19 protein-coding genes are annotated in these 21,168 nt (G+C 66.3%); 10 read left to right on the top strand and 9 right to left on the bottom strand.

Translation table 11 applies throughout. The annotated features are described in order from the left end of the window. The first annotated feature begins 69 nt into the window (after positions 1–69). Positions 70–909: an acyl-CoA thioesterase gene (locus tag H681_RS24760; RefSeq protein ID WP_015479642.1), complete on the top strand. Its 840-nt coding sequence runs from the start codon at positions 70–72 to the stop codon at positions 907–909. A gap of 96 nt (positions 910–1,005) precedes the next feature. Here H681_RS24760 and H681_RS24765 read toward each other — a convergent pair whose 3' ends face one another. From H681_RS24765 to H681_RS24780, 4 genes are all read right to left on the bottom strand, one after another. After that, positions 1,006–1,347 (bottom strand): zinc ribbon domain-containing protein YjdM, encoded by a 342-nt coding sequence (locus H681_RS24765; protein WP_015479643.1) that lies wholly within the window; start codon positions 1,345–1,347, stop codon positions 1,006–1,008. Between the two features lie 254 nt (positions 1,348–1,601). Further along, positions 1,602–2,228 (bottom strand): c-type cytochrome, encoded by a 627-nt coding sequence (locus H681_RS24770; RefSeq protein ID WP_041712275.1) that lies wholly within the window; start codon positions 2,226–2,228, stop codon positions 1,602–1,604. Between the two features lie 156 nt (positions 2,229–2,384). Then, the gene (gene oadA / locus H681_RS24775; protein WP_015479645.1) at positions 2,385–4,199 is read right to left on the bottom strand and encodes a sodium-extruding oxaloacetate decarboxylase subunit alpha; all 1,815 of its coding nucleotides are present in this window, start codon (positions 4,197–4,199) and stop codon (positions 2,385–2,387) included. Between the two features lie 11 nt (positions 4,200–4,210). After that, on the bottom strand, positions 4,211–5,626 hold the full coding sequence (locus H681_RS24780) for an acetyl-CoA carboxylase biotin carboxylase subunit (protein WP_015479646.1): 1,416 nt from the start codon (positions 5,624–5,626) through the stop codon (positions 4,211–4,213). 228 nt (positions 5,627–5,854) lie between these two features. Between H681_RS24780 and H681_RS24785 the strand changes: the two genes are divergently transcribed. Further along, on the top strand, positions 5,855–6,790 hold the full coding sequence (locus tag H681_RS24785) for a LysR family transcriptional regulator (protein WP_086009636.1): 936 nt from the start codon (positions 5,855–5,857) through the stop codon (positions 6,788–6,790). Here the strand turns inward: H681_RS24785 and H681_RS24790 are convergent. After that, entirely contained in the window at positions 6,744–6,959 is a 216-nt protein-coding gene (locus H681_RS24790) for a PA3496 family putative envelope integrity protein (RefSeq protein ID WP_015479648.1), read from the bottom strand. The two genes, H681_RS24785 and H681_RS24790, sit on opposite strands and share 47 nt — an antisense overlap. A gap of 244 nt (positions 6,960–7,203) precedes the next feature. Beyond that, positions 7,204–8,088 (bottom strand): transcriptional regulator HexR, encoded by an 885-nt coding sequence (gene hexR / locus H681_RS24795; protein ID WP_041712277.1) that lies wholly within the window; start codon positions 8,086–8,088, stop codon positions 7,204–7,206. Positions 8,089–8,179: 91 nt separating this feature from the next. Here hexR and zwf point away from each other — a divergent pair, with 91 nt between their 5' ends. Both zwf and trhP read left to right on the top strand, forming a co-directional pair. Then, on the top strand, positions 8,180–9,652 hold the full coding sequence (gene zwf / locus H681_RS24800; protein ID WP_015479650.1) for a glucose-6-phosphate dehydrogenase: 1,473 nt from the start codon (positions 8,180–8,182) through the stop codon (positions 9,650–9,652). Between the two features lie 208 nt (positions 9,653–9,860). Next, positions 9,861–11,267 carry a prephenate-dependent tRNA uridine(34) hydroxylase TrhP gene (trhP, locus tag H681_RS24805; RefSeq protein WP_015479651.1) on the top strand — a complete coding sequence of 469 codons (1,407 nt, stop codon included), beginning with the start codon at positions 9,861–9,863 and terminating at the stop codon, positions 11,265–11,267. A gap of 110 nt (positions 11,268–11,377) precedes the next feature. Here the strand turns inward: trhP and H681_RS24810 are convergent, their stop codons facing one another. Together H681_RS24810 and H681_RS24815 are read right to left on the bottom strand one after the other, a co-directional pair. After that, positions 11,378–12,091, bottom strand: coding sequence for a DUF3142 domain-containing protein (locus H681_RS24810; RefSeq protein ID WP_015479652.1), 714 nt, complete (start codon positions 12,089–12,091; stop codon positions 11,378–11,380). 4 nt (positions 12,092–12,095) lie between these two features. Next, entirely contained in the window at positions 12,096–14,267 is a 2,172-nt protein-coding gene (locus H681_RS24815; protein ID WP_015479653.1) for a hypothetical protein, read from the bottom strand. A 245-nt stretch (positions 14,268–14,512) separates the two neighbouring features. Between H681_RS24815 and nirK the strand changes: the two genes are divergently transcribed. From nirK to H681_RS24845, 6 genes are all read left to right on the top strand, one after another. Further along, entirely contained in the window at positions 14,513–15,667 is a 1,155-nt protein-coding gene (nirK, locus tag H681_RS24820; RefSeq protein WP_015479654.1) for a copper-containing nitrite reductase, read from the top strand. 66 nt (positions 15,668–15,733) lie between these two features. Beyond that, positions 15,734–16,549, top strand: coding sequence for an SUMF1/EgtB/PvdO family nonheme iron enzyme (locus tag H681_RS24825; RefSeq protein ID WP_015479655.1), 816 nt, complete (start codon positions 15,734–15,736; stop codon positions 16,547–16,549). A gap of 65 nt (positions 16,550–16,614) precedes the next feature. Further along, complete coding sequence (locus tag H681_RS24830; protein ID WP_015479656.1) at positions 16,615–17,343, top strand: Crp/Fnr family transcriptional regulator; 729 nt, start codon at positions 16,615–16,617, stop codon at positions 17,341–17,343. 99 nt (positions 17,344–17,442) lie between these two features. Continuing rightward, positions 17,443–18,114 (top strand): iron-sulfur cluster repair protein YtfE, encoded by a 672-nt coding sequence (ytfE, locus tag H681_RS24835; protein ID WP_015479657.1) that lies wholly within the window; start codon positions 17,443–17,445, stop codon positions 18,112–18,114. A 107-nt stretch (positions 18,115–18,221) separates the two neighbouring features. Next, positions 18,222–18,905, top strand: a complete 684-nt coding sequence (locus H681_RS24840; RefSeq protein ID WP_015479658.1) for a Crp/Fnr family transcriptional regulator — start codon at positions 18,222–18,224, stop codon at positions 18,903–18,905. A 3-nt stretch (positions 18,906–18,908) separates the two neighbouring features. Continuing rightward, positions 18,909–19,091 carry a hypothetical protein gene (locus H681_RS24845; RefSeq protein ID WP_015479659.1) on the top strand — a complete coding sequence of 61 codons (183 nt, stop codon included), beginning with the start codon at positions 18,909–18,911 and terminating at the stop codon, positions 19,089–19,091. Between the two features lie 115 nt (positions 19,092–19,206). Here H681_RS24845 and H681_RS24850 read toward each other — a convergent pair whose 3' ends face one another. After that, positions 19,207–21,054 (bottom strand): nitric oxide reductase activation protein NorD, encoded by a 1,848-nt coding sequence (locus H681_RS24850; protein WP_015479660.1) that lies wholly within the window; start codon positions 21,052–21,054, stop codon positions 19,207–19,209. Between the last annotated feature and the right edge of the window lie 114 nt (positions 21,055–21,168).

Consider the following 21,168-nt stretch of genomic DNA (forward strand, 5'->3'; position numbering starts at 1 on the left):
TCGCTTGACCCGCCTCGGCGCTTTCCCCTACAAGACCCTCTTCCCAGAACAAAAAGCGCCGAGAGAGTCATGACCGATACCGCCCTGCACCCATTCGACCGCGCCGTCGCCCTGCAACCCGTGGACGGCCAGCCCGGCCTCTACGATGGCCACACCAGCCAGGACTACTGGAACATGGTGGGCCCGTTCGGCGGCATCACCGCGGCCGTCCTCCTGCAGGGCGCGCTGCGCCATCCGCAACTGCTCGGCAGCCCTCTCTCGCTGACGGTCAACTACGCCAGCGCCGTGGTGGCCGGGGCCTTCCAGGTCCAGGCCACGCCGGTCCGCACCAACCGTTCCACCCAGCACTGGCTGCTGCAGCTGACCCAGGTCGACGAAAACGGCGAGCAGCAGGTCACCACCACCGCCACCCTGGTCACCGCCCTGCGCCGCGAAACCTGGAGCCACTCCGACCTGCACATGCCGCAGGCAGCCCCGGCCGCCGAACTGGCGCGGATGACCAACCTCGGCAAGGGCGTGGCCTGGGTGCAACAGTACGAACTGCGCGCCATCAGCGGCGGCATTCCGACCCGCTGGGACGGCGGCGGCGAGCACAGCCGCAGCCAGTTCTGGCTGCGCGACGCCGAGGCCCGCCCGCTGGACTTCCTGTCCCTGGCGGCGATGAGCGACATCTTCTACCCGCGCGTCTGGCTACGCCGTGCTACCCCGGTGCCGGCGGGCACCGTGTCGATCACCACCTATTTCCATACCGACACCGCCCAACTGAGCGAAGCCGGCACCGGCTACCTGCTCGGCGACGCCCGTGGCCAGGCCTTCCGCAACGGTTTCTTCGACCAGACGGCGGAACTGTGGAGCGAGTCGGGCCAACTGCTGGCGACCAGCAACCAGATCGTCTACTACAAGGAATAAACCCCAAGCCTTCTTTTGTAGCGAGCTTGCTGCTACGAAGAGCCCTATGAAAAAGCCCGGCACTTGGCCGGGCTTTTTCATAGGCTGCGAGAAGGCTCAGACCTTCTTCACGAACTCCGACTTCAGCTTCATCGCGCCGATGCCGTCGATCTTGCAGTCGATGTCGTGGTCGCCGTCCACCAGGCGGATGTTCTTCACCTTGGTGCCGACCTTCACCACCAGGGACGAACCCTTGACCTTCAGGTCCTTGATCACGGTCACGGTATCGCCGTCCTGCAGCAGGTTGCCGACCGAGTCCTTGATCACGCGGGCATCGCCCTCGGCCTCGGCCGCGCCGTCGGCGGACCACTCGTGGGCGCACTCCGGGCAGATCAGCAGGGTGCCGTCTTCATAGGTGTATTCGGAGTTGCATTTCGGGCAGGCAGGCAAGGTGCTCACGGCGATTCTCACATTGAAACGGTTGAAAGACCGCAGAGTATATAAGGTTTAACTCCTGTCTGTCGGCCACAGGAGAGTAGTGGGTCATTTCCTTGCCTGTGAGAGCGCTTCGGAAAACTCCCGATCACCCTCGGAACCTCCACCATTTCCGCCCCGTCAACGCGCGACAAAGCTGGCCGGCTTCGGTCAGCCATAGCGGCGGCGCCGGTTCTGCATCCGGGTATCTTGCGCAGGCGATCACTCGCCCGGGCTCCTCAGGGCTGCAACTGGCTGAGATAGGCCGTCAGAGCGGCGATGTCCGCATCACTGAGTGTCGCCGCCACGCCGAGCATGGGTGAACCCGCCCGGCTGGGGTCCTTGTCCCGGTAGCGCTGCAGGGCGTGATTCAGGTATTGCCCGGGCTGGCCGGCGATGCGCGGAATGCCGTCGTGGCCCAGGGCGGCGGCACCGTGGCAGGCGGCGCAGACAGTACCGAAGCGCTGCGCGCCCTGTTCCACCAGCGCCGCGTCCAGCGGGTCGGTGGCGGGTCTGGGGTGGACCTGCTGCTGGCTGAAATAGAAGGCGATGTTCACCCGCTCATCGAGCGTCAACAACTTCGCGGCCTGGTTCATCACGAAGTCGGTGCGCTGGCCGGTCACGTACTTTTCGAAGGCGTCGAACAGGTATTGCGGGTTCTGTCCGGCGAGGTTGGGGATGTAGTCGCGCTTGCTGTTACCGTCTTCGCCGTGGCACTTGCTGCACAGCAGGATGCGCTCCTGCGCCGCGGCATAAGACTGTTCCCGCGCGGCGGGGTCTTTCTCCAGGGCGTTGAGCCGGTCCATCATCTCCGATGCCTGCGCGGTCGCGCACAACAGCACCCACAGCAGAACGACTCTCCCCATCGTGCACCCATGCTCAGTCTTCCCAGCATGGAACATAGAGGCTTTCTGAAGGAAGTTTCCGACTCAGATCAAGCAAACGTACAAATCGTGCGGACAAAAAAAGGGGAGCATCGTGCTCCCCTGGGGACTGAACCTTAAAGACCCGTCTGTCCTTGGTCAGCCTTCAATTTCAACCAGGATCTCACCGGGGTTGACCCGGTCGCCCTTGGCTACGTGGATGGCCTTCACGGTGCCGGCGATGCCCGCCTGCACCTCGGTTTCCATCTTCATCGCTTCGGTGATCAGCACGGCCTGGCCGGCCTTGACGCTGTCGCCTTCCTTGACCAGCACATCGACGATGTTGCCCGGCATGGTGGTGCTGACATGGCCCGGCTCGCTGGCCTGCTTGCGCTTGTTGCCGCCGCCGCCGATGAACTCGTTGAGCGGTTCGAACACCACCTCTTCCGGCATGCCATCCACCGACAGGTAGAAGTGGCGCTTGCCGTCGGTCTTCACGCCGACGCCGGTGATGTCCACGCGGTAGCTCTCGCCGTGCACGTCGACCACGAACTCGGTCGGCACGCCTTCACCGCCGGCGGCGGCGACGCCCTTGCCGTTGGGGATGGGCAGCAGTTCTTCGGGTTTCAGGGTGCCGGCGGCGCGCTCTTCGAGGAACTTGCGGCCGATGTCCGGGAACATGGCGAAGGTCAGCACGTCCTCTTCGGACTTGGCCAGGCTGCCGATCTCTTCGCGCAGCTTGTTCAGCTCCGGCTTGAGCAGGTCGGCCGGGCGCACGTCGATCACTTCCTCGTTGCCGATGGCCTGGCGGCGCAGTGCTTCGTCGATGGTACCCGGCGCCTTGCCGTAGCGGCCCTGCAGGTAGAGCTTCACCTCGTTGGTGATGGTCTTGTAGCGTTCGCCGGCCAGCACGTTGAAGAACGCCTGGGTACCGACGATCTGCGAGGTCGGGGTGACCAGGGGCGGGAAGCCGAGGTCTTCGCGAACTCGCGGAATCTCAGCCAGCACTTCCGACATGCGGTTCAGCGCGCCCTGTTCCTTGAGCTGGTTGGCCAGGTTGGAAATCATCCCGCCCGGAACCTGGTTGACCTGCACGCGGGTATCCACGCCGGTGAACTCGCTCTCGAACTGGTGGTACTTCTTGCGCACGGCGTGGAAGTACATGCCGATTTCCTGGATCAGTTCCAGGTCAAGCCCGGTGTCGAACGGAGTGTCGCGCAGGGCCGCGACCATCGACTCGGTGCCCGGGTGGCTGGTGCCCCAGGCCATGCTGGAGATGGCGGTGTCGATGCGGTCGGCGCCGTTCTCCACGGCTTTCAGCTGGCACATGCTGGCCACGCCGGCGGTGTCATGGGAGTGCACGACCACGTCCAGCGGCAGCGCATCCTTCAGCGCCTTGACCAGCTCGCCGGTGGCATAGGGGGTCAGCAGACCGGCCATGTCCTTGATGGCGATGGAGTCCACGCCCATGTCCGCCATGGCGCGCCCCTGGGCGACGAAGGCCTCGATGGTGTGCACCGGGCTGGTGGTGTAGCAGATAGTGCCCTGGGCGTGCTTGCCGGCGGCCTTCACCGCCTCGATGGAGACGCGCAGGTTACGCACGTCGTTCATCGCGTCGAAGATGCGGAACACGTCGATGCCGTTGACCGCCGCCTTGGCGACGAAGGCACGCACCACGTCATCGCTGTAGTGGCGGTAGCCGAGCAGGTTCTGCCCGCGCAGGAGCATCTGCAGGCGGGTGTTGGGCAGCGCGGCCTTGAGCTTGCGCAGGCGCTCCCACGGGTCTTCCTTGAGGAAGCGCACGCAGGCGTCGAAGGTGGCGCCGCCCCAGACTTCCAGCGACCAGTAGCCGACCCGGTCGAGCTTGTCGCAGATGGGAAGCATGTCTTCGGTGCGCATCCGGGTCGCCAGCAGCGACTGGTGGGCGTCGCGCAGGATGGTATCGGTGACGGTGACTTTCTTGGCAACGGTCATTGAAGTGATCCTCACAGGCCAGCGTGGGCGGCAATGGCGGTGGCGATGGCGATGGCCAGGTGCGACGGGGTGCGCTTGATGGAGTATTCGGTCAGTTCCGGATGGCTCTCGACGAAGCTGGTGTTGAACTGGCCGCTACGGAATTCCGGGTTCTTGAGGATTTCCTGGTAGTAGGCCGCGGTGGTCTTCACGCCCTGCACGCGCATGTCGTCCAGCGCACGCAGGCCACGGTCCAGCGCCTCTTCCCAGGTCAGTGCCCAGACCACCAGCTTCAGGCACATCGAGTCGTAGTACGGCGGGATGGTGTAGCCGGTGTAGATCGCCGTGTCGGTGCGCACGCCGGGGCCGCCGGGCGCGTAGTAGCGAGTGATCTTGCCGAAGGACGGCAGGAAGTTGTTCTTCGGGTCTTCGGCGTTGATGCGGAACTGCAGGGCGAAACCACGGTGGATAATGTCTTCCTGCTTGACCGAGAGCGGCAGGCCGGAGGCCACGCGGATCTGCTCGCGGACGATGTCGATGCCGGTGATTTCCTCGGTGATGGTGTGCTCCACCTGCACACGGGTGTTCATCTCCATGAAGTACACCTCGCCATCGGCGAGCAGGAACTCCACGGTGCCGGCGTTCTCGTAGCCCACGGCCTTGGCCGCGCGTACGGAGAGGTCGCCGATGTAGGCGCGCTGCTCGGGGGTGAGCTGCGGGCTGGGGGCGATCTCGATGAGCTTCTGGTTGCGGCGCTGGATCGAGCAGTCGCGCTCGAACAGGTGCACGGTGTTGCCGAAGGAGTCGGCCAGCACCTGGGCTTCGATGTGCTTGGGATTGACGATGCACTTCTCGAGGAAGACTTCCGCGCTGCCGAAAGCCTTGGTGGCCTCGGAGATCACGCGGGGGAAGTTCTGCTCCAGCTCGGCGCGCGAGTTGCAGCGACGAATGCCGCGACCGCCACCGCCGGAGGTGGCCTTGAGCATCACCGGGTAGCCGATGCGCTCGGCTTCGGAGACGGCTTCGGCCAGATCGGCGACATTGCCTTCGGTGCCGGGGGTGCAGGGCACGCCGGCGGCGATCATGCTGCGGCGCGCTTCGGTCTTGTCGCCCATGCGGCGGATCACTTCCGCCGACGGGCCGATGAACTTGATCCCGCGCTCGACGCAGATTTCCGCCAGTTCCGCGTTCTCGGAGAGGAAGCCGTAGCCCGGATGCAGGGCATCGCAGCCGGTCTCCACCGCCAGGTTCACCAGGGCGCGCGGGTTGAGGTAACCGGACAGCGGATCGGTACCGATGCTGTGCGCTTCGTCGGCACGCTTGACGTGCAGGGCGTGGCGGTCGGCGTCGGCATAGACAGCCACCGAACGGATGCCCATCTCGGCACAGGCGCGCACGATCCGGACAGCGATTTCCCCACGGTTGGCGATCAGGATTTTCTTGATCACTACGGCTTTCCCTCGGCCAGGGCCTTGTGGACCCCGGCGTAAAAACCAATCGGCAGCTCCGGCACTGGCAGCTGGATATGTGGGCCGGAGCGGGTTCCGGCATGTTTTTACCCTAGCGCGGGAGGGAGGATTAACCAAAATCAATAATTATTGGGGTAGCCATAAAGAATGATTTATAGTTGCCAAAATAAAGCCGCCACGAGACCGCGATCGATGCGTAAGTCGTTGATGCGTATGACCCTTCGCCAACTGCAGGTTTTCCGGGCGGTGTGCGAAAGCCGTTCCTACAGCCGGGCGGCGGAGGAAATGGCCCTGACCCAGCCGGCGGTCAGCCTGCAGATTCGCCAGTTGGAAGAACTGGTCGGCCAGCCGCTGTTCGAGTACATCGGCAAGAAGCTCTACCAGACCGATGCCGCCGACGCCCTGCTGCGCGCCACCAACGACATCTTCCAGCGCCTGGAAGTGCTGGACATGAACCTCTCCGACCTCAAGGGCTCGCTGCAGGGCCAGCTGCGCCTGGCGGTGGAGTCCAGCGCCAAGTACATCACCCCGCATCTGTTCGCCGCCTTCCAGGCGCAGCACCCGGACGTCAGCCTGAACCTCACGGTGGTCAACCGCGCCCAGGTGATCAAGCGCCTGTCGGACAACCGCGACGACCTGGTGATCATGTCCCTGGTGCCGCAGGACATGGCGCTGGAATTCCTGCCCTTCCTGAACAACCCCATTGTGGCCGTGGCACCGCCGGACCATCCGCTGTGCAACGCCGCGAAGCTCTCGCTGAAGGACCTGGAACCCTACCCGCTACTGATCCGCGAACCGGGCTCGGGCACGCGCAAGGCCTGCGAGGAACACTTCCAGCAGAAGCGCGCGCACTTCCCGCAGACGCTGGAATTCGCCTCGCTGGAGGGTTCACGCGAAGGGGTGCTGGCGGGCCTGGGCCTGGCGCTGCTGCCGCGCCACGCGGTGAGCCGCGAACTGCAATCCGGGCTGCTGCACGAATTGCCGGTGGAAGAGCTGCCGCTCTACCGCAGCTGGTGTCTGGTGCACGCCCGCGGCAAGCGCCTGAGTCCGGTGGCCCAGGCGTTCGTCGCCTTCATCCGCGAAGAGCGGGCGCTGATCAGCCAGCTGGCCGAACGCTTCGCCGGCCCGCCTTCGCCGAAGTGAGGTAGGCGACGGCGATCAGATCGGGGTAATCGGAGGTTTCCAGGGCGAGGCGTTGCGCCTCCGCACGGTCCTCGATGGCGCGTCGGAACTGCATGCGTCGCTGGTCTTCGAGCTTGCGACGGGTCTTGCTGTCCACTTGGAGCTGGGTGTCGTCGATATGGCGGGGCATCTCGCATCTCCCAAGGCCGAAGGGCTGGAGACGCCAGCATGCTGACGACGGATGACCGTTTGACGACGCGACGGTAAAGCGCCGGCGACGCCGACGAGTGGTCGGAGTCGTGCCGATTGTCGGATCGGCGAGGAGCCTTTGATCTTCGTAGGAGCGAGCTTGCTCGCGAACCACCCACCGTGGGAGGTCCCGATCGACGCTCGCGAGCAAGCTCGCTCCTACGGAAAAACCTAGGGAAAAGCGCTTAGGACGCCTCTTCCGGACGTTCCTCGTGGCTCTTCACCACTTTCGGCGACAGACGCAGGCTGCGCAAGCTGCGCTTCACGCTCTTCAGGTGATTGACCAGGTCCGGGCCACGGGCCATCGCCACGCCCATCGCCAGCACGTCGATCACCACCAGGTGGGCGATCCGCGAGGTCAGCGGGGTGTAGATGTCGGTGTCTTCGTGCACGTCCACCGCCAGGTTCACCGTGGCCAGGTCCGCCAGCGGGGTCTGGCTGGGGCACAGGGTGATCAGCGTGGCGCCGGCCTCGCGGACGAGATTGGCGGTCACCAGCAGGTCCTTGGAGCGGCCGGACTGGGAGATGCAGATCGCCACGTCCGAGGGCTTCAGGGTCACCGCCGACATGGCCTGCATGTGCGGGTCGGAATAGGCCGCCGCCGAGAGCAGCAGGCGGAAGAACTTGTGCTGGGCATCCGCCGCCACCGCGCCGGACGCGCCAAAGCCGTAGAACTCGACGCGCTGGGCATGGGCGATGGCCGCGATGGCGCGCTCCAGGGCATGAGTGTCGAGGTGCTCGCGCACTTCCATCAGCGAGTGCAGGGTGGTGTCGAAGATCTTCAGGCTGAAGTCCGCCACCGAGTCGCTCTCGTTGATCGAGAACTGGCCGAAGCTGGCACCGGCGGCCAGGCTCTGCGCCAACTTGAGCTTGAGATCCTGGAAGCCGCTACAGCCAATGGCGCGGCAGAAGCGCACGATGGTCGGCTCGCTGACGCCGACGCCGTGGGCGAGGTCCGCCATGGAGCTGTGCATGACCGATGCAGGATCCTGCATCACGTGATCGGCAACCTTGAGCTCCGACTTTCGGAGCAGATGACGCGACTGGGCAATGTGCTGCAAAAGGTTCACAGGGGTAGGCTCGGTGATGATTGTCTGAGAATTCTGTAGTCTTGTTGTAGTTATACTACAAATCGACTCGCCAAGCCCAGGGAATAAGTCCTTGAACACGCCCCTCAGCGCTAGTCTTCCCAGCTCCTGCGACATTCTGGTATTCGGCGGCAGCGGCGACCTGGCCCTGCACAAGCTGCTGCCGGCGCTCTACCACCTGCACCGGGAGAACCGCCTGCCGGCCGATACGCGGATTTTCGCCCTCGCCCGAGGCAACCGCGACAATGCGTCCTACCTCGCCCTGGCCGAACGCAACTGCCGCGCCCAGGTGGCGCGCAACGACTTCTCCACCGAGGCCTGGCGCAGCTTCGCCCAGCGCCTGGAATACCTGTCCATCGACGCCTCGCAGAGCGCCGACTTCGGCCGCCTGCGAACCGCCCTGAAGCGCAGCGAAGGCCGCGTGCTGGTGCATTACCTGGCCACCGCGCCGAGCCTGTTCGTCCCCATTGCGCAGAACCTGAAGATCGCCGGCCTGGCCGGCCCGCAGGCGCGCATCGTGCTGGAGAAGCCGCTGGGCCACTCACTGGAATCGGCGCTGGCGATCAACCAGGCGATCGGCGAGGTGTTCGACGAATCGCGGGTATTCCGCATCGACCACTATCTGGGCAAGGAAACCGTGCAGAACCTGATGGCCCTGCGCTTCGCCAACACGCTGTTCGAACCGGTGTGGCGCAACGGGCACATCGACCACGTGCAGATCACCGTCAGCGAGACCCTGGGCGTGGAGAACCGCGGCGCCTACTACGACCACGCCGGCGCCATGCGCGACATGGTGCAGAACCACCTGCTGCAGCTGCTCTGCCTGGTGACGATGGAGGCGCCGGTGCGCTTCGACGCCGAGGCGGTGCGCAACGAGAAGGTGAAGATCCTCCAGGCGCTCAAACCGATCTCCGGGCAGGACGTGCAGGACAAGACCGTGCGCGGCCAGTACACCGCCGGGCACATCGGCGGACAGGAGGTTCCGGCCTACTGGTTCGAGAAAAATGTCGACAACGACAGCGATACGGAGACCTTCGTCGCCGTACAGGCCGAGATCGACAACTGGCGCTGGTCCGCCGTGCCGTTCTACCTGCGCACCGGCAAGCGCATGGCGAAGAAGTGCTCGGAGATCGTCATCCAGTTCAAGCCGGCGCCCAACGGTCTGATCGGCGCCGCCAGTACCGCCAACCGCCTGTGGATAAGACTGCAACCGGAGGAGCGCATCAGCGTGCAACTGATGGCCAAGGCGCCGGGCAAGGGCATGCAACTGGAGCCGGTGGAGCTGGACCTGAACCTGGCCCAGGCCTTCAGCCGTAACAAGCGCCGCTGGGACGCCTACGAGCGCCTGCTGCTGGACGTGATCGAGGGCGACTCGACCCTGTTCATGCGCCGCGACGAGGTGGAAGCGGCCTGGCGCTGGATCGACCCGATCATCAAGGGCTGGCAGGAGCACTACCAGAGCCCGCGCCCCTACCCGGCCGGCAGCAACGGGCCGGAGCAGGCGCAGACGCTGCTGGAACTGCAAGGGCGGCGCTGGCTGGAGTGATGCGTTGCGGCTTCATGACTGGCCTGTAGGAGCGAGCTTGCTCGCGAACAAAGCCTACCGGCAGCTCCGGCGCTGGGCGGTTCGCGAGCAAGAACTAGGCGTCCCCCTCGCTCCTACGAAAAGCGGCACTCCGTTGACCTCGCTCAGCACGCGCAAGCCCCGGACTTCCTAGAGTGGCGGCCTTTTTCCCACTACCCGCTGCGCCGCCATGTCCCCCACGCCGTTTTCCCCCGAACTGCTCTGCCCCGCCGGCTCGCTGAAAAGCCTGCGCCACGCCTTCGCCTACGGCGCCGATGCTGTCTACGCCGGCCAGCCGCGCTACAGCCTGCGGGTACGCAACAACGAGTTCGACCACGCCAACCTCGCCACCGGCATCAACGAGGCCCACGCCCAGGGCAAGCGCCTGTATGTGGTGGTGAACATCGCCCCGCACAACGCCAAGCTGAAGACCTTCCTGCAGGACGTGGAGTCGGTGCTCGCCCTTGGCCCGGACGCGCTGATCATGTCCGATCCCGGCCTGATCATGCTGGTTCGCCAGCATTTCCCCGAGGTTGACATCCACCTCTCGGTGCAGGCCAACGCGGTGAACTGGGCCAGCGTGGAGTTCTGGCGCCAGCAGGGGCTCAAGCGGGTGATCCTGTCCCGCGAACTGTCGCTGGAGGAAATCGGCGAGATCCGCGAGCGGGTGCCAGGCATGGAGCTGGAAGTCTTCGTCCATGGCGCGCTGTGCATGGCCTACTCCGGGCGCTGCCTGCTGTCGGGCTACATCAACCGCCGCGACCCCAACCAGGGCACCTGCACCAACGCCTGCCGCTGGGAGTACAAGACCCACGCCGCCCACGAGGACGAATTGGGCCACGCCGTTCGCAACGTCGAGCCGACCCTGGGGCTCGGCGTGCCGACGAAGGACATCTTCCTGCTCGAAGAGGGCAACCGCCCCGGCGAGCTAATGGAGACCTTCGAGGACGAGCACGGCACCTACATCATGAACTCCAAGGACCTGCGCGCCATCCAGCACGTGCAACGTTTGACGCAGATGGGCGTGCATTCGCTGAAGATCGAGGGTCGGACCAAGTCCCACTACTACGTCGCGCGCACCGCCCAGGCCTACCGCAAGGCCATCGACGACGCCGTCGCCGGGCGCGCCTTCGACCTCGGCCTGATGGACACCCTGGAGTCCCTCGCCCACCGCGGCTACACCGAGGGCTTCCTGCGCCGCCACGTGCACGACGAGTACCAGAACTACCAGTACGGCCACTCGCTGTCCGAGCGCCAGCAGTTCGTTGGCGAGTTCACCGGCGAGCGCCGCCACGGCCTGGCCGAGGTGCGGGTGAAGAACCGCTTCGCGGTGGGCGACAGCATCGAGCTGATGACCCCGGCCGGCAACCGCACCTTCCGCCTGCACGCCCTGGAGAACAACCGGGGAGAATCCATTGGCGTCGCGCCCGGCGACGGCCATGTCGTCTACATCCCGGCGCCCGAGGAGCTGGACCTGCAATACGCACTACTGATGCGCAACCTGAACGGCGGCACCACGCGCGATGCACGGGAGCCTGCTGCCGCGGTGGGTGGTTGCGGGAGCGATTGCGGCACCTGCGGGTGTGGCGGGAGCTGACCTGAAGGCATCGCGGACAAGCACACGCAGGAACAGCGGCAGACTGCGGTTCGCCAGCAAGAACTAGGCGTCCCCCTCGTTCCTGAGAGGAGCGGAAACGCCGCGCCTGTTCAGGGATTCTGCAGAAACACCACATACCCCCTGAACCAGGGACTCCGTGCCAGGTAGTCCGGCGCCCGCCACTCCCCGTACTGCGCCAGTCCGATGCGGAACGGCAGCTGCAGCCGCGCCACCTTCGGCAGGTACGCCGCATAGTTGGGAATGGTCTGCCGCCCCTGGTAGGTCTGCACCACCACCTCGTCCACCACGCCGGCCAGGCGGTTGAGGGTTTCCGGCGCGCCGTTGCTGCCCCAGTCCATCAGCCCGGTGATGCTCAGCCGGCAATTGGCCGGCAAGCGCCGGCGCAGGTCTTCGAGGAAATCGACGTATTCGCCCAGGTAGCGGGTGCGCGCGTCGAAGTCGATCTGCACGCCCACCACCGGATTGCCGGCGGCGCGCCAGCGGCGCAGCTGGGCCAGCAGGGTGCGGTAGATATCCTCGTGCCAGCGCAGGGTATGGGCGCGGTAGACCACCCAGACCTCACCCTGCGACAGGCGCGGAATGGCGATGCCCTGGGCGATCAGCCGGGCACGGCCGTCCTGGTAGCGTGGCGCGCTGACCTGCCCTTGCAGCACGTAGAGCGTGCGCGCCTGGGCCAGCACCGGCTGCGCGGCCACGCCGCTCCACAACCAGAAGGCATCGTGGTCGGCGGCGTTCACCTCGCCCGCGCCAGCCGGGGCGCTGCCCAAGAGCAGCGCCACCCCGACCGCGACAGCCCGCAGCATCGGTTTACCAGTAGTACTTCAGCGCCTTCGCCCAGGGCGTGGCGGCGTACTGGCTCTTGAGGGTGCGGAACCACTGCTTGCGCTGGGACGGGGGGATGTCCTGGCTGCCGCAGCCATTGAAGCCGCTGGGTGCGTAGCAGTTGATCGCACGGAACAGCGCATAGGCGCGGTCGTCTTCGGGCGCCTGCTTGTCGGCGATGACCTTGAGGTAACCGTCCATCCGCGAGTAGGCCGTGCCGGGGAACAGCGATTCGCCGCCGCCCAGTTCGCGTTCGCTGGGCTGGCTGTCCAGCGGGAAGCCATCCAGGCCATTGCGCAGGATGAACTCGCCCAGGCAGTTCAGCGCCTTGGGCGGCCGCGGGTTCTGCAGCAGGTCGCGGGCCACGTCGACGATGGCCGGACATTCGTAGCCGGTGTCGTTCTTGCCGCCCGGCCACTGGAACAGCGTCAGCGGCATGCTGCCGTAGAGGTAGCCGATGCTGGCGCCCAGCGGCTTGCTGGTCGGCTCGGCGGGCAGCAGCGCGAGGTCGTCGATGAAGGCCTGGTACTGGCCGTGCAGCAGGTCCTTGTAGAGCAGGGCGAACAGCGCGGTGTCGCGTTCCTCGACCGAGGCCAAGGCGGAGCGCGCCTGCTGGCGCAGCAGGTCGGGGCCGGCGACGTGGCGCAGAAGAATCTCGCGGATGATCGGCGTCTGCACTGGCGATCCCTCGGCGAAGACCTTCACCAGGCGGTCGCTGCGCTCATAGTTGAACGCCAGGGCCAGTTCCAGCTGGTCGTGCTGCAGCGGCTGGCGCACCAGGGGCAGCAGGTGCAGCCAGAGCTTCTCGGCACCCAGCCAGTCGTTGCCGGCCTCCAGGGCGAAGCCGCGCAGGGCCTGTTGGCTGAAGGCGAGGTAGTCGAGTTCCTCGGGAATCTCCTGCGGCAGGCTCTTCAGCGCCTCGGCGGGCTTCTCCTCCACGTACAGGCGGTAGGCCGCGGTCAGGTAGTCGTGCAGCGCCGGCTGGGCGGCGAACAGCTCCTTCTGCGCGGCCAGCCCGGCGCTGTCCAGGGCGCGCGCCTCGTTCGGCTCGTGATGGCGCATCTGGATCAGGTCGAGCACGGCCAGCAGGCGCGGGTCGCGGACGTCCACCGGGTGGGCGGTGACCAGCAGCTTGTTGTCGACTTCCTGAATCAGCGGCCCCAGGTCGGCATCGCGGCGGGCGAACAGCTCGGCATATTCCCCGGCCAGCCGGCCCTCGTCGCTCATCAGCCAATACACTCGGCGCAGCAGGCCCTTGGCCGAGGCAGCGTACTGGCCCTGTGGATAACGCTTGAGGTAGTCGCCCAGGCTCGCCTCGGCGTTCTTCAGCACGTTCTTGTCGACCTTGCGCAGATCGGGGTAGCCCATGTCGTCGAAGGCGTTCTGCTGGGCCTCGTTGAGCTGGCCACGGGCGACCATGTAGCGGGCGGTTTCCTGCAGCCAGGGCAGGTTGCTGTCCTGCAGCGCGCGGAAGGCCTTGAGCGCCTCGCCGAAGCGCCCGCTGTAAAACTCCGCCGCGCCCTTGAGGTAGGTGGCGAAAGCCTTGCCCTGTGCGGATTTCAGGTCGCCGGGCAGCATCACGGTGAGCTGGGTTTCGTCCCACTGGCAGGCACCGAGCAGAGTCAGGCGCGCACGCGCCAGGCTCTGCCGCTCGTCGGTCGGCAACCCCTCGACGAGCAGCAACTGGCCGAGGAAGTCCTGCACGGTGCCGGCGTTGTTGCTGCGGCAGCGGCTGCCTTCACCGCTGGCGAAGCTGTCTGCGGACTGCGGCAGGCTGTCCGCCGGCAGGCCGATGCGCGCCACCAGGTCGGCCAGCGGCGCGGACGTCTGGGTGCCGTTCGCCGGGCCGTCGGCATCGGCGGAGAGCCCATCGTCGAGCCAGCGCGCCATCGGGAACGGCACCTTGCCGTAACCCAGCTGCTGCTCGTCATCGGAGAGCGGCCGGTCCGCAATGGTCGCCTGCCCGTCGTCGGCCAGCAGCAATTGCAGGTTGATCCGGCTGTCGTTGCCGGGGCTCAGGAACGGCAGGCTGTTGCACAAATCCAGCGTGTCGCGCTTGAGGTTCCAGCTCGGGTAGCAGGCGTCGTCGCTGCTCGCGCGCGCTTCCTGCACGCCAAGGCAGCCAATCGTCAGGGCCAGTAGGGTGAGCAGACGCATGGAGAATCCTTGTCCGTTGGGCCCGCGCAGCGGGCGCGGAAAGTTGGCTCAGGGGACGAATCTTACCTCGCACTCCCCACACTTGCGCGCTTCCGTCACGGCAAACTGTAAACACGAACTACCGCACGCCAGAGCCTGCGACACGTTGTCCAGCTGGGGGCTTGTTTGTTCCGGCTCAAAGAAGATTCCCACCCAACAGGTATCTCTGTACTCAACGACAGTTCGTCCATTACGGAGATGTACCTATGCATGATCAGGAAGAGATGTCCCTTTCCCGGCGTACCCTGCTGGCTGGCGCGGTAGTGCTCGGCGTTACCGGCTCGATGCTCGGCAGCGGACGTGCCCTGGCCAGGGGCGGAGAGCCGGCGCCGAAGAACATGGGGCCGGCACCTGACCTGTCCAAACTGGAGCACGTCAAGGTCGATCTGGTCGCCCCGCCCTTCGTCCATGCACACGAGCAGCGCGTCAGCGGCAAGCCTCGCGTGGTCGAGTTCCGCATGGTGATCGAAGAGAAGAAGCTGGTCATCGACGACGATGGCACCGAGATCCACGCCATGACCTTCAACGGCTCGGTTCCCGGCCCGATGATGGTGGTGCACCAGGACGACTACTTGGAGCTCACCCTGGTCAACCCGGCCACCAACACCCTGACCCACAACATCGACTTCCACGCCTCTACCGGTGCCCTGGGTGGCGGCGCGCTGACCATCATCCAGCCCGGCGAGGAAGTGAAGCTGCGCTTCCGTGCGACCCGCCCCGGCGTGTTCGTCTACCACTGCGCACCGGGCGGCGCGATGATCCCGTGGCACGTGGTCTCGGGCATGAACGGCGCGATCATGGTGCTGCCGCGCGATGGCCTGAAGGACCGCGACGGCAAGGCGCTGAAGTACGACAAGGTGGTCTACATCGGCGAGCAGGACTACTACGTCCCGCGCGACAAGGACGGCAAGTTCAAGCGCTACGCAACGCCGATGGAAGGCTACAACGACACGCTGGAAGTCATGAAGGGGCTGATCCCCAGCCACATCGTGTTCAACGGCAAGGTCGGCGCGCTGACCGGCAAGAACGCACTGACCGCCAATGTCGGCGAGACCATGCTGATCATCCATTCCCAGGCCAACCGCGACACCCGCCCGCACCTGATCGGCGGCCACGGCGACCACGTATGGGCCACCGGCAAGTTCCACAACCCGCCGGAGGAAGACCTGGAAACCTGGTTCATCCCAGGCGGCGCGGCCGGCGCTGCGCTCTACACCTTCCTGCAGCCGGGCCTGTACACCTACCTCAACCACAACCTGATCGAGGCCGTCCTGCTGGGCGCCGCCGCGCACATCCAGGTCGAAGGCAAGTGGGACTCCGACCTGATGAGCCAGATCGAGCCGCCAACGCCGATCAAGTAAGACCCGCGGCCGGCCCGTAGGGGCCGGCCATTTCCCGGCTATCTCCCGGAGCGGACATCGCAGCCCATGCGCAAGACAACCCTGATCGGCGTACCCGTCGCGCTCCTGGTCGGCGCCGCCATCCTGCTGCTGCAGCCGCAGTACGACACCGAACTGGCGCCGGAAACCGTGAAGCTGGCACCACGCGACTTCAACTTCCGCCCTGCCGGCGACTACTGGCAGGACAAGCGCGCCATCGACGCACCGTCGCGGCAGGAACAACTGCAACCGCGCTTCGAGGTGATGAAGTACCAGGTCAGCCAGGCCGAGTACGCCCGCTGCGTGGCCGACGGCGACTGCCTGGCGCTGGACAGCGGCGACACCGCGCGCGACGACCTGCCGCTCACCGGCGCCAGCCTGCTGGACGCGCAGCTCTATGCCGACTGGCTGTCGAAGCGTACCGGCCAGGCGTGGCGCCTGCCCACCGACCGCGAGTGGGCCTTCTTCGCCGGCTCGCGCTGGGCCGACGACGCCTTGCGCATCGAGGACGACGATGGCAGCAACCCGGCCATGCGCTGGCTGGCGCGCTATCGCTTCGAGGCCGAGACCCGCACCAGCGCCTCGGCGCTGCCACAGGCACGCGGCAGCCACGGCCTGAACGAGTTCGGTGTGGCGGACCTGGGCGGCAACGTCTGGGAGTGGACGCAAAGCTGCCACCAGCGGGTCAACCTCGACACCCAGGGCACCCAGACCCACCGCGCGGAGTTCTGCTCGATCCGCATCGCCGAAGGCCGTCACCGCGCCGCGATCAACGATTTCGTGCGCGACGCCCGCGGCGGCGGCTGCAGCGCCGGCCAGCCGCCGGACAACCTCGGCTTCCGCCTGGTCAGGGACATCCCTTGATTCCCCTCAAGTTCTACCGTCCACCCTCAAAGGTATGCTGCGGCGGGACCCAGGGAATCATTGCCGTGACCACCGACATCTCCCTCAACCGCGCCTGGCTGGCCAACCTGCCGCCGTTCGCCAACAGCAGTCGCGAAGAACAGGACGACATCCTGCGCCAGGCCAGCGTGCTGCGCCTGCGCTGCGGCACCACCGTGTTCGAGCAGGGCGCTCCAGCGGAGGCCTTCTACCTGCTGGTCCACGGCCGCCTGAAAGCGACCCAGCTCACCGGCGACGGCCAGCGCGTGCTGGTGCGCCTGGTCAATCCGGGGGACCTGTTCGGCTTCGTCCGCGCCCTCGGCCGACGGGACTATCCGGCCACCGCCAGCGCCACCCTGGAGAGCCTCGCGCTGTCCTGGCCGACCAGCCAATGGGAACCCCTGCTGGCACGCCATCCCGGTTTCGCACTGAACACCGTGCAGGCCATCGGCGTGCGCTTGCAGGAGGCCCACGTGCGTTTCTGCGAACTGGCCACCGAGGAAGTCGAGCGCCGGGTCGCCCACACCGTCCTGCGTCTGGTGCAGCAATCCGGCTCTCCGGAGGCAGAGGGCATCCGCATCGATTTTCCGGTCACCCGCCAGGACATCGCCGAGATGACCGGCACCACCCTGCACACCGTCTCGCGCATCCTCAGCGCCTGGGAAGACCGCGGCCTGGTGCGCGGCGGGCGGCAGAAGCTGCTGGTCCGCAACCCTCAGCAACTGATGCAGATCGCCGGCGGCGACGAGCGGGAATCGGCGCCTGGAGGCGCTTGACTGCAATCAAGGAGCTTCGCGCGCGCCCTTCCCTAGACTGACCACCACCGCCGCCACGACGACTGCGGCCGCCCGTGTCCACTCCACCCGAGGCCTGCCATGAACGAAAACCTCACCGAACGCACCCTCAGCGACCTGGCCTTCAGCGTGCCCGGCAGCACCGCGCTGTTCCACGACTACAAGCTCGATTTCTGCTGCGCCGGGCAGCGCAGCCTGCGCGAAGCGGCCAGCGAGCAAGGCCTCGACGCCCAGCGCATCGCCGATGAGCTCAAGGCCCTGCCGTCGGCCAACGAACAGACCGACTGGCGGCTCAGCAGCAACGACCAGTTGATCGACCACATCCTCGAGCGCTACCACAAGGTCCACCGTGAGCAGCTGCCGGCGCTGATCCCGCTGGCCGAACGTGTCGAGAACACCCATGCCGCGCACCCGCAATGCCCGGCCGGCCTGACCGCGCACCTGAAGAAGATGCAGGAAGAGCTGGAATGGCATATGTGCAAGGAGGAGAGCGTGCTCTTCCCCTGGCTGCGCCAGGGGATTCCGCTGACCCACGTGCAGGGGCCGATCGGCGTGATGCGTCATGAGCACGACGAGCATTCGCAGTCGCTGGCGGTGCTGGCCGATCTGACCGGCGACCTCACCGTGCCCACCGATGGCTGCAACAGCTGGCGCCGGCTCTACACCGGTCTGGAAGAGCTGCGCCGAGACCTGATGCAGCATATCCACCTGGAGAACAACCTGCTTTTCCTCGGCGCCAACCATCCGGCCTGAGCGGCCTTCGGGCCTCAGGAGGGCTGCCAGTGACAGCTTGTCTCACCACGCTGCCGGCCAATAACGCGCATACTGGGAGGATTGTCCCCGCCCAGGAGCGCTCCGCCATGCTCGCGCATCGCGTCCACCACCAGATTCTGTGCGGCCACCACCTGTTCAACGTGCTCAACGAAGAACAGTTGGAGCAGCTGCTCGCCACCAGCACGCTGCTCAACCTGGAGAAAGGCGACAAGCTGTTCCTCCAGGGCGAGCCGGCCCATGCTTTCTATTTCGTGATTTCCGGTGCGGTGAAGATCTACCGCCTGACCCCGGAGGGCCAGGAGAAGGTACTGGAAGTCGTCGGCAGCCGGCAGACCTTCGCCGAGGCCATGATGCTGATGGACACCTCCAACTACGTGGCCTCGGCCCAGGCGCTGGAGCCCACGCAGGTCTATCGCTTCGCCAACCGCACCTACATGGAGTTGCTGCACAGCAACCCGCAGTTGCCCTTCTCCCTGCTCGCCACCCTCTGTGTGCGTCTGCACCGGCGGATCAACGAGATCGAGACGCTGTCGCTGAAGAACTCCACCCACCGTGTGGTGCGCTACCTGATCACCCAGCTGAACCGCCAGGGCGGCGAAGACAACCGCTTCGAACTGCCGATGGCCAAGCAACTGGTGGCCGGGCACCTGTCGATCCAGCCGGAAACCTTCTCCCGCGTGCTGCGACGGCTGATCGACGAGGACATCATCGATCTCAGCGGGCGCACCGTGCAGGTGCTCGATGTCGCCCGCCTGGAACAGTTCGAGTAAGCCATGCGCCAGTGTCTGTACTGCCAGCACGAAAGCCCCGAGGACCACGCGGACTGCCCGCAGTGCGGGATGCCGTTGCCGGTCGATCAGGAACTGGCGAAGCAGCGCCGGCTGCGGCGCTTCGCCTGGTATTGCGCGCTGCTCACGGTGTTCTGCCTGGTGATGGTGTTCTGGCTGCCGCGCTAAGCCCCGCTCGAATGCGCTTTTGCTCTTCGTAGGAGCGAGCTTGCTCGCGAACGTGCCTCGCTGCGGGGCTCGGTTCGCAAGCAAGAACTAGGCGTCCCCCTCGCTCCTACAGTCGTTATCCCTGCCGGCGAGTGAGCTGCCGATAGAGCTGCGGCAACCGCACCGGCAGCTGCGCCGGATCGTTGATCAGCAGATAGCCCTGGCTGCCGAACAGGTGCGGCAGGTAGTCCGCCGCCTCGCGGTCGATGGTGATGCAGAACGGCACCAGCCCGGCGCGACGGGCTTCCAGCACCGCCTGACGGGTGTCCTCGACGCCGTAGCGGCCTTCGTAGAGATCCAGGTCATTGGGCTTGCCATCGGTGAGGATCAGCAGTACGCGCTGGCGCTCCTTGCGCTCGAGCAGCAGTTGCGTGGCCCGGCGGATCGCCGCGCCCATGCGCGTGTAGTAGCCGGGGCGCAGCACGCGGATACGTCCGCGCACGGTGTCGTTGTAGCGCTCGTCGAAAGTCTTCAGTTGGGTCAGGCGCACCTGGTGCCGGCGCAGCGACGAGAATCCGTACAGCGCGAAGCGATCGCCCACCGCCTGCAGCGCCTCACCGAACAGCAGCAGGCTGTCGCTGATCAGGTCGATGACACGGTGGTCGTTGTCGATGTGCGCGTCGGTGGACATCGACAGGTCCGCCAGCAGCAGGCACGCCAGGTCGCGACGGGTCTGCCGGTGTTCCATGAACAGCCCGGGCTCGCTGCAGGTACCCAGGCGCCGCTGGACGCTGAAGTCCAGCCAGGCTTCCAGGTCCAGTTCCGCGCCCTGGGGTTGCCGGCGCAGCCACTGCGGCTGCTGGCGCAGGCTTTCGAATTGCCGGCGCAGACGTCGCGCCACGGGCGCCAGGGCGTCGGGCAATGGCGCCGGCACGGCATCGCGCGGCAGCATCGGCTGCAGGCAGACGTGATCGTCGATCAGTTGCTGGCGCCGGTAATCCCACTCCGGCAGGCGGATACCCTCGCCCAGTGGCATGTCGTCGAAATCGGCGGCCGGCAGGTCCAGGTCGAGCTTCAGGCCGCCGCCCTTCTTCTGCCGTTGGCGGGACATGCTGAGGTGGTCGAGGTCGTCCGCGACCTTCGCCGCGTCCAGGTCTTCGCTGTCGTCGCCGGCACGGTCCAGTTCGACGTGCTCGGACCAGCTGAACAGGTTCTCCAGGCGGAACAGCAGCAGGCCGCCACGGCCAGGGTCCTGCTCGGTACGTTCGGCGCGTTTGCGCGCCACGCCCTTGGCCTCGCTGTGGACGGAACGGCCCTGCTCGTCGCCGTCGATCAGGTCGGTGTGCTGCGGCGCGGCCAGGCGTTGCGGTGGATAGAGCCAGAGCGGCACCGGCCAGGGCGCCTTCTCGCTGCGCGGCAACCGCTGCAGGCTGCCCGGCTCGCGCAGGGCCTGCTGCAGCGCGCGCTCCAGCGCCGCCTCGGCGGGCGGCAGCGCGGAAGGATCGGGACGCAGGCTCAGCAGCGCATCCACCAACCGGCGGTAGCGCGGGTGCAGCAGCGGGTAACGGTCAAGTACGGCGAGCGTCCAGGCCTGGTTGTCCCGGGCCCAGTGGCGCATCGGCTGACTGTGCGCGGCCAGCAGCGCCAGCCAGCGGTAGAGTTCGCGGTTCAGCTCGGCATCGGGGAACACCGCCAGTTGCGCGGGCAGACGCAGGGAGTCGGCGTCGAACCAGGCCACCGGCAGTTGCTGGCAGGTGCCGGCTACCTGCTGCAGCAGGCTGCGGCGTACCAACAGTTCGCGGGCGCTGGCCGCCTCCACGCCGACGCCGGCCTCGCCGCCGGTGCCACGGAATAGCAACAGCAGGCTGCGTCGTACGTCGTCCAGGGCTACCGCCGCGTCCTCGAACTCAGGGCTGGCGCGACGGGTGATGAAGCGGTGCCAGGCGCGGCCGAAGCCTTCTTCGATTTCGAGGTGGATGGTCATGGGAGGACTCCCTTACCGGCTAGCGCAGATAGTTTCAGGCCGCTCGGACTGTCCCCCTCCCTCTGGGAGAAGGAACCACTCGTGCCGATGGGTGACTCGAAGCCACCCTGCTGC

Source organism: Pseudomonas sp. ATCC 13867 (genome assembly GCF_000349845.1).
Taxonomy (GTDB): domain Bacteria; phylum Pseudomonadota; class Gammaproteobacteria; order Pseudomonadales; family Pseudomonadaceae; genus Pseudomonas.

What these genes read in the sequence shown, in the direction of transcription:
- H681_RS24845 (WP_015479659.1), top strand. Translation starts at nt 18,909, where the DNA reads ATGCGCCAGTGTCTGTACTGCCAGCACGAAAGCCCCGAGGACCACGCG.
- H681_RS24825 (WP_015479655.1), top strand. Translation starts at nt 15,734, where the DNA reads ATGCGCAAGACAACCCTGATCGGCGTACCCGTCGCGCTCCTGGTCGGC.
- H681_RS24790 (WP_015479648.1), bottom strand. Translation starts at nt 6,959, where the DNA reads ATGCCCCGCCATATCGACGACACCCAGCTCCAAGTGGACAGCAAGACC.
- H681_RS24770 (WP_041712275.1), bottom strand. Translation starts at nt 2,228, where the DNA reads ATGGGGAGAGTCGTTCTGCTGTGGGTGCTGTTGTGCGCGACCGCGCAG.
- H681_RS24840 (WP_015479658.1), top strand. Translation starts at nt 18,222, where the DNA reads ATGCTCGCGCATCGCGTCCACCACCAGATTCTGTGCGGCCACCACCTG.
- oadA (WP_015479645.1), bottom strand. Translation starts at nt 4,199, where the DNA reads ATGACCGTTGCCAAGAAAGTCACCGTCACCGATACCATCCTGCGCGAC.
- H681_RS24760 (WP_015479642.1), top strand. Translation starts at nt 70, where the DNA reads ATGACCGATACCGCCCTGCACCCATTCGACCGCGCCGTCGCCCTGCAA.
- nirK (WP_015479654.1), top strand. Translation starts at nt 14,513, where the DNA reads ATGCATGATCAGGAAGAGATGTCCCTTTCCCGGCGTACCCTGCTGGCT.
- H681_RS24785 (WP_086009636.1), top strand. Translation starts at nt 5,855, where the DNA reads ATGCGTATGACCCTTCGCCAACTGCAGGTTTTCCGGGCGGTGTGCGAA.
- trhP (WP_015479651.1), top strand. Translation starts at nt 9,861, where the DNA reads ATGTCCCCCACGCCGTTTTCCCCCGAACTGCTCTGCCCCGCCGGCTCG.
- H681_RS24850 (WP_015479660.1), bottom strand. Translation starts at nt 21,054, where the DNA reads ATGACCATCCACCTCGAAATCGAAGAAGGCTTCGGCCGCGCCTGGCAC.
- H681_RS24810 (WP_015479652.1), bottom strand. Translation starts at nt 12,091, where the DNA reads ATGCTGCGGGCTGTCGCGGTCGGGGTGGCGCTGCTCTTGGGCAGCGCC.
- H681_RS24815 (WP_015479653.1), bottom strand. Translation starts at nt 14,267, where the DNA reads ATGCGTCTGCTCACCCTACTGGCCCTGACGATTGGCTGCCTTGGCGTG.
- ytfE (WP_015479657.1), top strand. Translation starts at nt 17,443, where the DNA reads ATGAACGAAAACCTCACCGAACGCACCCTCAGCGACCTGGCCTTCAGC.